A 12,425-nucleotide genomic window follows, 5' to 3' on the forward strand; every position below is an offset into this window, starting at 1 on the left:
TTTTATTTAACTGCTTTTGGTTTGATCAAAGCATTTTCAGAAATGCCCGACAGTTCATTCGCGATAATCCGGTCGCCGGGTTTAAATCCGGTTTTCAAAAGATAATAATCGCCCGATTTGGTATAATTTTTCAGTTCAACACGTTGCATCCGGTTTTTGCCATCCAGTAAGCCGACAAAAATTTTGTCCTGCAATTCGTATGTGGCTATAAGCGGTATCTTATACACACCGGTTTCGGTACTTTTCATTATAATACGACCGGTATTACCAGACCTCAGAAGGCCTTGGGGATTAGGAAAAGATGCGCGCAGGGTTACCGAACCGGTGCTGCGATCAAATTGTCCATCCATCATATTGATATGCCCTGGCCGAGCATAGGGGCTACCGTCTGCCAATATCAATACAATGTCCTCGAAACTTTGAAGTTTTTGTAGCAAGGTAGCTCCGGGCCGGGTGGCATTTATCTTCAGTATTTCGGTTTCGGGAATGGAAAAGTAGGCATAGACCTCATCTACTTGAGACAAGGTAGTTAGTGCCTGTGCGTCCGTCGGACTTACCAAGGCACCGATGCGGTTAGGGATCCTGCCGATGTACCCGCTAACGGGTGCTTTTACAATTGCAAAACCCAGGTTTAAATCGGCTGCGGCCACCATTGTCTGCTGCTGATGGACGGAAGCTTTGGCATTATCATAATTGGTTTTTGCTTTTTGGTATTGAAAGTCGCCTACCACTTTATTTTCGCTGAGGATTTTGTATTTGTCCAATTCCAGCTTGGCAGAGGCGAGCTGTGCTTTCGCCATAGCCAAAGCTGCGCTGGCCGTATTTTTCTGCTCCAGATACACGCTTGCATTGATTCGGAATAAGGCTTGCCCTGCCTTTACGAATGCACCTTCGTCTATAAATATCTTGTCTATATATCCACCGATCTGGGGACGAATATCCACATTCACTTTTCCTTCTAAACTAGCGGGAAAAGATTGCTCCATTACCGCGGCTTCCTGCTGCAGGGTGTAAATTTCCGCTTCGGTATTTTCGGATTTATGTGCGGTATTGTCTGGGGTATTTTTACAAGCAGGGAACAATAGTGTAGCCACAAAGAATAGGAATAATAAATTTGATTTTTTTTCTATGAAATGCTTCATCTGTTTTTACATTTGGCTATATATGAGCGCCAAAATTAGAACGCCTGTTCCTATACCAGGCGGACAATCTGATTGAAATGACGAAAATCGAATTTGAAATGTGGGATTGAGGCGTTAAGGTTTACGAGCCGACATCGAAAAGAAAGTAAACTGCGCTATTGCTAAGTGCCGGATAGTACAAAGGGGTGCAGAACAGCACTATAATTGCAAGGTGATGCAGGTGAAGGGATATTTTTCCACTGGCATATCGGCAAAAGTTACCAAAATGTACCAAGATGATTTTGTTTCCTGTATGTGCATAATCAAAATAAATATTTATCATTTAAAAATAAGTCACAAAATTGAGTATATTGCAATTACACTTAATATATTCAGTTCACAACATAATTTGTTTTTAATGAAAAAAATAGATTTTATTTCAAAACTCAGGCGTACGCTGCTTATCTGTTGTTTGACAATCTTGTCGTTGGACTTATATGCAATTATTCCCAATAATATTTCAATTGCCACTCTGGTAATGGGCCCTGATAATTGTATCGGCAACTGCACTATTCAGGCGGGCGCTTCCCTTACTATAACCGGTGGCGCTACGGCCACATTTTATGGCAATATCATTGTTGAACCCAATGCTACCTTGAATATTATCGGCGGTGGTATAGCGGTCGTAAATGGTAATGTTACGGTTATGAATCAAGCTATCTTAAAGCTGGATTCGGGCATCTTAAGGATGGGTGCCAACACGCGTATTATTCTGCGCGGCGGGCCGGTTGCCGGCGCATTTCTTTCGGTAGAGCATAATTCGCTGATCGCAAATGCCAAACCAACCCTGTTTTGGTCGGGTATAGAAATGATGCGGGGGCCCAATCCGACGGATAAAGAAAGCCGTATTACTATAGGCGGTGCTACATCCGGTCCTCAAAATATTAGTTATAATACGATAGCCTATGCAGAGGTGGCCATTCGGAATTATGATAAAGACTATGCGATCAGCACAACAAACGGCGGAAGGGTATGGTCCGCATTCGCCACCTTTAAAAATAACAAACGCTCCCTGCTCCTATATAACGAGCTCAGAGGCGATCCCATTACAGATCCTACCGATAATACAAGCGGATACAATCCGGCGGCCTTTTTCCAATATGACTCCTTTATGCATACTAATGATTTCAACCCCGGTACGCCACCTCCGGATATGGTTTATCTGGATAACTGTAATAACATTACATTCTTATCATGCACATTCAAAGGGAATAGCTGGCCTTTGTACAATGGCTGTGACTCCCTTTGTACCGGTGTAGTCGCCGTAAACTCCAGTATCAAAATGCAACCCTATGCAACTGTAAGGCCTTCGTTCAATGGTATGCGAACCGGTATTGCCATTACCAATAGCTTGCAAACGAACCGAATACCATTAATCTATGGTACAGACTTCAATACACCGAATGGTGTTAATATGAGCGGCTGTTTTATGCCTTGGGTCATGGATTGTAGTTTTAGCACCAATTACTTTGCTCAATATGCGAATGTTGATTTATTCCTCAATAATTGCACCGGCTACCGTATAGAAGGTAATCGTTTATTTGGCGACTACGGTCCTCCCGGCATTGTCGTTAAAAACTCGGGTACGGCCTACAATGAGATATACCGGAACAGCATCGGCCGCAGTATCGCCAATGTAATGTGCGTGCAGGCTATTGGCCGCAATACTAATTCCGGCAATTCCACAGGGCTGAAAATTTTGTGTAATGATCTATATGCCAGTGCAGGTACTTCTTCGGGCTATCCGGCCGGTTTGGGTTATGAAGTAACAATTATGAAAGATCCATCAGTAACCCTGAATGGTGTGGCGCGACTCCAATATATAGAGGGAGGATCACCGGCACTCAATCAATCGGCAGGTAATCGTTTTCATAATGGAGCAGAACCCTCAAATGGCCTCAACTACCCTAGCTATTTTATTGATGCCAGTACGAATGACCTTAGCCAATTCAGATATGGATATAATTTTGGGACTGCAGTTGAGCAACCTGTTTATACGAACATTCCGTCTAGTGGCCTTATCAATATGAATACGAATACTTGCCCGGTACATAATACCGGCGCGCCTCCTACGCCATTCCCTTTTGCTCTTTTTATAAACAAATTATCTGCAATAGAAGAAAAGATTGCAACAATTGAGGCCAAGGGTAAACATAATGATGCTGATCGTGCCGAGCTGGACGGTCTCTTCACAGCACAGGCGCAATTAATCGATAATATGGTATTGCAATATCAGTTTCCGTCCGCAAAGGGACAGACAGACCAACAGAGCAATCTGGAGCATATTGCACTCGTATATGAGCAGGTCACTCAAGGCTATCAATACCAGTTGTACCTGGCTTCAGCTTACATGGGTCTTGGCCGTTACGATGAAGCGATTTCTGTATTGAATAACATAGCCGATAAGTATCCTGTGGGAGCGGAAGAGCAAATGGAGATAAAGCATATAGCTGATCTTTATCAAACGATGAGATGGTTAGCCCTTAATGAAGGCGATTGGTCAAAAATGCCGGACATCCTCAAGAAGCCGGTTTATGAATATGAGCAGTCCGATGCAATGCAAGCCGGTGCCATTGCCCGCGCACTTCTGGTACAGTATGAGGGACGCCGTTATGAACCAGAATATCTGATACCTAAATCAACGTATACTTTTCAAAATAATAAAATAGCATTGAATAATATGGACAAAATATATCCCAATCCTACAACGGGCCAATTGTTCATAAAAGCAGATAATAATGGCGACGTACTTACCATCACCGATATTACCGGTAAGGAGGTCTTGCATTATATCTTAGAAAGTAGTAGGACCACAATTAATATAAGCGACTTACCCGCCGGAGTGTATCATGCAACTATACGTACTACAGGAAAGATCACTTATCAACAAAAAATCGTAAAAAAATAAGATTTCATCTTTTAATAGCGATGTGCTTTTCTTTTTTACGCCTCTATGAAGGTTCTTTTAAAGTAAAACGCTTTTTTAGTTTGGTTTTTCATCAAGAGTAAGACTATCTGTGCAACGACAAAACCCTCTCCTGGAGAGGGTTTTGTCGTTGTACAGTAACCGAATTAAAATCTTTGGGATAAATACCCGATGCAAGCTGGTTCGATTGCCAACAACAGGAAAATCACTTTATTCTTGACATTCCCTAAGGGGTTGAGCCCTTTTCAGCACTTATCCGGCGGTTAGGAATTATTTGTTCATGATTAATCATTTTTCCGGCGCTTGCCAGAAATACGCAGGATCATGTGTAATCGTATTGCCGTTCAGGTAGCGGTTGTCCTGCTTATATGTTACCGGCGTCAGCGCTATATATTGAAGGTCTTTCTCATCAGCCCTGTACCTGCTTTCTGTATTGAACTGACTCAGGTTCGTACATTGTATCCAATACAGGTTTTTAGCCATATAATAGTCAAGATACCACTCCTTCGTTTTTCCCGTTTCTTTATTGAGCTTAAGCACCAGGTTATTTTTCAATCGTTCCCGGACTTCCTCTATGCTCAGCAAATTATGGTGCTCATCACTTACGTAAATGCCGTGAGAAGCATCCATCCAAACCCATTTCTTTAATTTTTCAGAATAGACAACGTTGATGACATGACAATCCGGATCGTCCTGATCTTTGGGCATACAGGTCACATAGCGTGATTTAAAGCCCATTGCCAGATAAATTTCATTCAATACCATGGCCTTGTGGCGGCAATTAATACCCTTTCCGGTGGTCTTGTGATAATTATAAAGATCTATCGCATCAAACTCGCATAAGGCCCAGTTGCTGCCATCATATTTAATGCTTCGGGTAACAAAGAGCATCAGGTTTATCAGCTTTGAGACTTCGTCACCATTACCGGCAATAGAGTCCAGGTTGAAGTATTTTCTGACTTCTTTGAGGTTATGATTATCTGCAGTTTGATATACGAAGGCAGGTAATGTATCACTCCGACCTTTTTCATAATTACCGGATTGCTGCAATATGTGGAGCATATCGTATTGCTTTATCCGGTTTAAAAAGGCGATAAACTTTTTATCCGTCCGGATATTATCCAGGTCGCTATCCGTTTTTGCATGCTGATATCCCGTATAGCCCCAATCAATAGCTTTTCCAAAATCGGCTATTGCCTGTTTTTTTTGATGGCGTAAAGAGCGGATACAAGCTAAATTATAATACACATTGGCTTTTATCATGCTGATATTCGATGCATATTCTTTCTGCTCTGCTACGGATAGATCCGAATGCTCGAGTGCTGAAAGGATATCGTTTAATACGACCTCGGTCTCTTGATATGCTTTAGCCGGGTAATAGGTATTATACTTTTCTTCAAGGGCCGCAAGCTTTACCTGGAACTTATTCCAGTTGGCCGAGCTCGTTTGTGCCGGTGAATTGAATGCAAAAAGCAATGTCGCTATAAGTGTAATTATAGATTTCATATTTGTTCTCTGTTTATATACCTAAGGCAATGCCGGCCTGCTTTATTCGTAAACTAACTTTACAGATTCTGTATTTCCATCATTGGTAATATTTAAAACATACAGGCCTTTTGCTAACGATGATAAGTCGAGTGCTAACCTATTGTCCTTAACTGTTCCGGCCCTTACGCAACTACCTTTTAGGTCGTAGATATTATAGTCTGATTTTGACGTATGTTTTAATAATACCAAGAATTTACCGGTAGTGGAAGGATTAGGGTAAATCTTACTAAGCACTGTTTTTTGCCCTTCTAAGCTGGTTGTACTCCCCCGCGGCGTGAATCTGAATACACTACCCTCAACAGGGAATTTTTTATAAGAACCCTTGACAAATGCATTATCATTTCCTGAAATGATCATCTCGGGGAAATGAATCAATGAATCTACATCATTGCTCTTTACGCATTGAAAGTAGATGCTGTCCGGGTTTTCTGATAGCACATTTCCCCGATTTTGAAACAGACCTATATGCAGTACCTTTTTCTGCTGAGAGAAAAACTCTTGAGTGTTTTGAGCGAACTGAGTATCGGGCACATTGCTATAACCTGCTCTATACTCAATAGCATTCGATCCCTCATACAGCCATATCTGATAATTCAGGCTGTCCACATTCAAGGTATCATCAAATAAACCAATGTTGCGATACTCGACCTTAAAAATCCGGCTGGGGCTGCTGCCGGTCGTCTCGTAAAGAACCTTGCCCCTGTTCTTTGATTCATAATCCATAGACAAGCCAATAATATTGCCTAACTCGGCATCGGGGTTTATTGCGCCGTTCAGTATCAGACTGCCATTTCCGTTTGCTTTTATATTTCCGATAAGTACATTTTGATAGAAGAATGGAAAAGGCATATTTACCGCATCCGATTCCTCCTCGTCCCAATCAACGGGCAGGTCAAACTGGATGGCACCTGTTGTCAGTGGATTATAAGCAGCATTTGGTTGCTTGCTGTATTGATATCTGGGCAAATCGGAACTACCTTGCCCATAAACATCTATATTTAAAAGACTCATAAAGACAATAGCTAAAATTGCGTAATTCTTCATATCTAAATTTTTATTTAAGGACAAATATATAAAATAGTCACCAATTAGTGACTATAATTTTTTTACTTTGATACAATCGTATATTCGCCTATCTTAGCGACAGACATGGAAAAGAAAACAGCCCAACCCAGAGAACGCAATAAAGAAAAAAGCAAGCAGCGATTTCTGGATGCGGTAGGCACAATTTTGGAGACGAAAGGCTTTGCTGCGCTTAAGGTTAATGATATTGCAGCGACTGCAGGGCTCGACAAAAAGCTTATCTACAATTATTTCGGAGGAACGGAACAACTGATAGAAGCATATATAAGCAGCAAAGACTTTTGGAGTAATGTGTCGATGGAAGCGTTACCTAGCGGGATTACCGACGGCGGGCTTGATATTTTGAAAAGGATATTTACATCCCAGTTTGATGCGGTTCAGGAGGATAAAGAACTCCAGAAAATACTCCTGTGGGGCATCACAGAAAAGCGGGTATCGTTGCAGAAAATAGCGGCATTAAGGGAGGAAATCGGGGAACAATTATTAACGACAATTATCGATCCTCATTTTGGCACTGAGGCACGGGCATTCCGGGCGGCAGCGGCTTTAATGGTTTCAGGAATATACTATTTAAACTTATATACCGATATCAATGCAAAAACATTTGGCGGTATTGACCTCACTACGGAGGAAGGTAGACAAGACATCAAAAGCGCGATTGAAATGATGTTGGATTTGCTATACAGCAGAAGCAAAAGTAATCTCTGACTGTAGCCGTTTGGTTGCCTATCCGGCCGGTGACCATAACTTATTTTAAAATTTTACCAAAACAATTTCTATGTCTTTGCGGTGTTGTGTGCGGTTTTGATCTACAGATTAAGGTCCCCGCTACTTATCCGAAATTGTTTTCTTTAGCACTTCATCATAATACCTTTTAAGTTTTAAAATCCAATCTGGTTTTTTCGATGTAAAAAAATTAATTTTTATATCCTTAGAATTGAGCGTTCTGTAACCGCTTTACCTGACAATCAGATCAATTCTATTTTTGCTTTTGGCGTATAAAATGGGTTATACCCAACATATATAATCCCAATGTTTACTAGGCTATGTAGGGCTACCTCATTGCAATCTGATTTATTTCCTAAATGCTATTAAGCCCGGCCAATTTAGATTTAATGATAAAGTAGTTGATATTCTTTCGGTCTATTGCTAAACGCCCTCTAATCGCATCTTTTGCTTCACTATGAAAAATTTTAAGCGGATTGTGGAAGATCTTCCTATCTATTGAAAGAATACGTACCATTAATTTCCTAAAAAACGCCTCATATTCATATAAAATGGTCTCTGTCTGATTCATAGGTTTACGTTTTAAAAATACAAAGGACATACTCATTACTTCATCAATATAAATCCCCGGTTCGTTGAAGAACCGGGGATTTGTTTTTATATCAAAAGTTAAGAGATACCTTATTTTCTTTTGATCACTTTCATTGTTTGTGATCGGCCATCTGAAGTAATCACAAAATGATATACGCCATCAGCCAGATCAGCAATATTTAATTCCGTACTTGTTGCTTTAACTGTCTGCTCAACCATCAGTCTGCCTTCGGCATTAAAGATTTGTACCAGTGTTTGTGCTGCCGTTAAGCCTTCAATCCTTACCTTATCCTGTACGGGATTAGGATAAATGCTTAGTGTATGCCCGCATTCATTACTCAGGGACAATACTTTGCTATAGGCCTCTTTGTGGTCAACATCTACAATGCGTAAACGATAATATTGCATCCTGCCTTTTACCTGATTATCGGTATAATGGTAAGTACTGTTGCTGCCTGTAGGCGTCACCGTAGCAATTGTTTCAAACACCATTCCGTCTTTGCTGCGCTCTACTGCAAAATGGCTTAACTGTTCTTCTTTTCCGCTCGTCCAATCCAGTATAAAACCACAATCTTTAGAGGCGCTGCCGGTAAACGTCAACAGTTGTGCGGGTAAAGGAATACTCCAGGTTACGGTGTAGGCTGCGGGCGTAGGGTCTTTTTTGCCGGCGGCATCTATAGTAGCATATTTAAAGGTGGTGGTTCCGGTACCCGCCGAGGTTGCGCCGGGAGCGATGGTTAATAAAGCTGGATTATAATTCGGTATGGGTGTACCGGCAGTAACCGCTACGCCATTATAACGTAAAATATACCCATTGGTCGGTAAAGTATCGATGACTAGTGATTTTCCGCTCCAGGACCCTTGTGTAAGCTGATCCTCAGGATCGCTGCCCTGTAAGGGTTGTGCATTAAGGATAGTCAATGTGGGTGCGCCGGTAGGACTATAATTCACAGGGTAAGATTCGGGTAAACGCTCAATACCAAAGTTTACATTGCTTAATGGCGTATTACTAACAGTTAGGGATATACTGCCATCTACTGTATTGTCTCCCGTAGCAGTTGTTCCTTCAGCAGTATTGGTCCAATTGGCAGGTAATGACGCTGCGGGTGCGGGCTGTCCTACGGTGCCCGTTACTGTACTTAATCTTACGCTAAAATTGCCCGGAATTACTTTAGAGAATGTATATTCACCCAAAGCATTTACCGGCACGGTAGCCACCACATCTCCTGCCGCATTAACAAGGATTGCGTTTAGACCACCTGCATTGGTTGGCGTACCGTCAATCGTACCACCATTCGCATCATTAAATACGGTACCACTTACCACAACGGGTGGATTGTAATCTATCGTAATAGTTGCTGAAGGACTGGATAGTCCTGCAATATCGGTTACGGTATAGCTGATGGGAGTAGGATCGTCGGTAAAGCCTGTCTGTGGGCTGAATGTTACCGTTCCATTGCTACTATTCAGCGACCAGACACCTTCTCCCGGTACCGTAAAGCCAGTCACATCGCCCTGCGTGTCGGTTATTATATTGGTAGCGCCCGGAGGTGCGATTAAAGTAATACTATCTGTAGATAAGGTACCCCCATTAGGATCCGTATCATTGCTTAGAATATTGGGAACAGTGGCTACAGTACCCGGAATCTGTGTACTAAGGGTGTCATTCACAGGGGTTGGCGGCAGGTTCAGCCCAAAATTAACACCATTTACAGAAAGGTTTCCAATCGTTACAGCGGTTTGTCCGTTTGTGGGTGTGATATCGGTTGAGCTTACATTACGATAACCGGTAGGCAATGTTACCCCTACGATATAATCTCCGTGTACCAAACCCGGGAAACTGTAGTGCCCGCTGGCATCTGTAACGCTGGTAGCGATTGCCGTAATACCATCGTTGGCATACAAGGTAACCGTTACCCCGGCAAGTGGAGAACCATCGGCACCTCCTGAGGTACCGTTATTATCATTGAATACGGTACCATCAATAATAAAACAGTCTACGGTAGTAAGGCTTGTTGCATCATTAACAGTAGCTGTAGTCGGATCATTAGAAGGAATACGATCATTCGTTAAATTAAGCGATTCTATCCCATTGTAGCGCAAAAAGGCCTGAGCTGTATATGTGGCACTCGCAGAGGGTGCGGTACAGTTCAAAACAATCGTAGCACTATCTCCTTTAAAAATCTGGCCATCCGTAACTGCGTTGGTCGATTTTAAGGGGATACCTGAGGCCAGTGTAGCAGCAGTAAGGCCAGCTATAGGAGCACCATTAAGTGTACCCGATACCAGGGTAATGCCTGCCGGCAAAGTCTCACTAACGGAAGTGTTGAGCGCGTGGAAGAGTCCGGTATTTTTAACCTTAATGGTATATTGAAAATTGGTAGTGTTGCCCGTACAACTTGAAGTAGCCGTCATACTTAAAGTTAGATTGGGGCTTGGAGCAGCACATGAGGTAAAATCAGAAGCTGAGAAATTGTTAGTCGTACTTAAATCGGTTTGTACACCCGTATTACTGTTTACATTGATCGTTCCTGTTCCACCTGAGGCAGTTGATCTTTGATCGCCCACCAGATAATTCCCATCTGGTAAGAAGGCTGCAGCACTTGGCTGAACAGCAACACATCCAAAATTTTCTGCCCGGTTAAAGACAAGCCTGTATAATTGCCATTGGCGTCATATTGAGCCGGAAAAGCGGCTATTATATTGGCCGTTGCAAAAAAACCGGTTAAATTACCTAAGCCGTCAAAAGCGATGTCTCCTCCTCTAAAGTCTAGACTGGCACTATAACCAGGTACGGAAAGCTGCCCAAGGTCAACCGCATCTACGGTAGGTGTAGCCGGGTTAAAACGGAACAAATGATTGTTGAAGGACTCATGGAAATAAACATTTTTGTCAACCGGATTATAAGCTCCTTTATTAGTGTTTCCGGAATTGCCCGCAAAACCGGCGCTTGTAGTACCATGCGTGTTGTTATTCAAATTATAGGAAAAAATTCTTCCCAGATAACTGACAAACCATATTACGTTATGATCTATATCCAGGGCAATGGCACTCGTTTCTGTAACACCTCCTGCAGCCAAGGCTGCACCACCACCAAATAAATTTACCTCTACCAAGGTAGCCGCTTCGGTAACAGGGTCGATCAAAAATAAGCCCCTCCCTTGACCGGCTGATCCTTGTGACCAGAAGTTCGTAGCATAAACTAGCCCGGAAGTACAAGGGCTTTGTGCCCGTGCCGGATTTAATGCTAAAGAGAGTGCCAGGAATACAAGCAGTCTTTTGGTCCAGTGCTTTGCGTTATTTTTCTTGATCGAAAGACAGGTACTTATTTCAATAAATTTTAAGTCGGAAAGTGCGTTTTCTTTCATAATTTCTTAAATTTATACGGCTTATGACCGTTTATGTTAATAAAATAAAAATGCTTTTGTTACTACAAATTTGATTAGGTCAAAACCGTTGCGCCTTAAATTCTTGTTCTTGAGTTTTAACAAAAGAGATTTGTAATACTCTGCAAAACACAAACATTATCTTTTTTTGATATACTTCAGAAGGTTTTTAATTCTACACGCCGGCATGATCGCTTTATTGAATTTAACCTCTTAGTATTCTTATATTTATAATCGATTTAAGGAGCACATATTTAATTAACCAAAGTTAATAAGTCAATAGCAAAAACAAAATTAGGTTATTGTTTAGTTAAAAATATCACCCNNGGGTGATATTTTTAACTAAACATGATTTTAACAAATAAGTATAAAAACCTCAATATCATATCCATAGTCTATGTATTTCCATAAAACAAATCGAAACATTATCTCTAACGTATTGATGAGCCGGCAAAATGTAAGGAAAAAAGAGGATAAGACTAAGTAGCTACGAAAAAAGTAGGCGTAAAACAATTAGATTATAAAAATCTCGGATACAGAAAAGTAGGCAATCCTACTTTCCGGTTTCCCGCAATATGGCTTATCCGTAATAGAACAATTCTGTGTTCTTCAAATATAAAAGACCGGATAAAAAAATCTGTATAATCTATTACCAGGGAGTATTAAGCGTTGTCCATAGGCTATACAATATCTCTCGTGGTTTCGATGGCTGCTCTACTCATAATATTGATATCATTAAGTGTTTGCTGACTTTCCGTATCTATGGTATAACGTAACAGTTCACTTTTCCCGATAAATAGATTGTTGCCGGGCTTTTGCACAGCATATACTTAAGCAAAATATAATAGGATATACTCAAGGCATGATAATAGAGATAAGGTGTAATATGAGGTTCTGTTCTGTCATTTTATTTCACCCCTGATATACTTGGCGATGGCTTCCGTTTTATTGTTTACCTGTAAGACTTTGTACATTTTCTTGATA

General features: G+C 41.4%; 8 protein-coding genes. 2 read left to right on the plus strand and 6 right to left on the minus strand.

What is annotated here, in order from left to right:
* Positions 1 to 2: 2 nt before the first annotated feature.
* The gene (locus tag DBR32_RS10520) at positions 3 to 1,142 is read right to left on the minus strand and encodes an efflux RND transporter periplasmic adaptor subunit (protein ID WP_124636269.1); all 1,140 of its coding nucleotides are present in this window, start codon (positions 1,140 to 1,142) and stop codon (positions 3 to 5) included.
* Between the two features lie 397 nt (positions 1,143 to 1,539).
* Here DBR32_RS10520 and DBR32_RS10525 point away from each other — a divergent pair, with 397 nt between their 5' ends.
* Positions 1,540 to 4,089, plus strand: coding sequence for a T9SS type A sorting domain-containing protein (locus DBR32_RS10525; protein WP_158605956.1), 2,550 nt, complete (start codon positions 1,540 to 1,542; stop codon positions 4,087 to 4,089).
* 306 nt (positions 4,090 to 4,395) lie between these two features.
* On the opposite strand, the gene DBR32_RS10530 is transcribed toward DBR32_RS10525, so the two are convergent.
* Together DBR32_RS10530 and DBR32_RS10535 are read right to left on the minus strand one after the other, a co-directional pair.
* A complete protein-coding gene (locus tag DBR32_RS10530) occupies positions 4,396 to 5,613 on the minus strand; it encodes a transglutaminase domain-containing protein (protein WP_124636271.1) in 1,218 nt (405 codons plus the stop codon).
* Between the two features lie 42 nt (positions 5,614 to 5,655).
* On the minus strand, positions 5,656 to 6,699 hold the full coding sequence (locus tag DBR32_RS10535; RefSeq protein WP_124636272.1) for a T9SS type A sorting domain-containing protein: 1,044 nt from the start codon (positions 6,697 to 6,699) through the stop codon (positions 5,656 to 5,658).
* A gap of 105 nt (positions 6,700 to 6,804) precedes the next feature.
* Between DBR32_RS10535 and DBR32_RS10540 the strand changes: the two genes are divergently transcribed.
* Positions 6,805 to 7,446, plus strand: coding sequence for a TetR/AcrR family transcriptional regulator (locus tag DBR32_RS10540; RefSeq protein WP_124636273.1), 642 nt, complete (start codon positions 6,805 to 6,807; stop codon positions 7,444 to 7,446).
* Positions 7,447 to 7,819: 373 nt separating this feature from the next.
* On the opposite strand, the gene DBR32_RS10545 is transcribed toward DBR32_RS10540, so the two are convergent.
* The 3 genes from DBR32_RS10545 to DBR32_RS10555 all read right to left on the minus strand — a co-directional run bounded on the left by DBR32_RS10545 (position 7,820) and on the right by DBR32_RS10555 (position 11,423).
* Positions 7,820 to 8,035, minus strand: a complete 216-nt coding sequence (locus DBR32_RS10545) for a hypothetical protein (protein WP_124636274.1) — start codon at positions 8,033 to 8,035, stop codon at positions 7,820 to 7,822.
* A gap of 110 nt (positions 8,036 to 8,145) precedes the next feature.
* Positions 8,146 to 10,623: an SdrD B-like domain-containing protein gene (locus DBR32_RS10550; RefSeq protein WP_124636275.1), complete on the minus strand. Its 2,478-nt coding sequence runs from the start codon at positions 10,621 to 10,623 to the stop codon at positions 8,146 to 8,148.
* The gene (locus DBR32_RS10555) at positions 10,572 to 11,423 is read right to left on the minus strand and encodes a hypothetical protein (protein ID WP_124636276.1); all 852 of its coding nucleotides are present in this window, start codon (positions 11,421 to 11,423) and stop codon (positions 10,572 to 10,574) included. Before DBR32_RS10555 ends, DBR32_RS10550 begins: the two co-directional genes overlap by 52 nt.
* Between the last annotated feature and the right edge of the window lie 1,002 nt (positions 11,424 to 12,425).

The sequence above is a fragment of the Taibaiella sp. KBW10 genome, assembly GCF_003852495.1.
GTDB lineage: Bacteria > Bacteroidota > Bacteroidia > Chitinophagales > Chitinophagaceae > Edaphocola.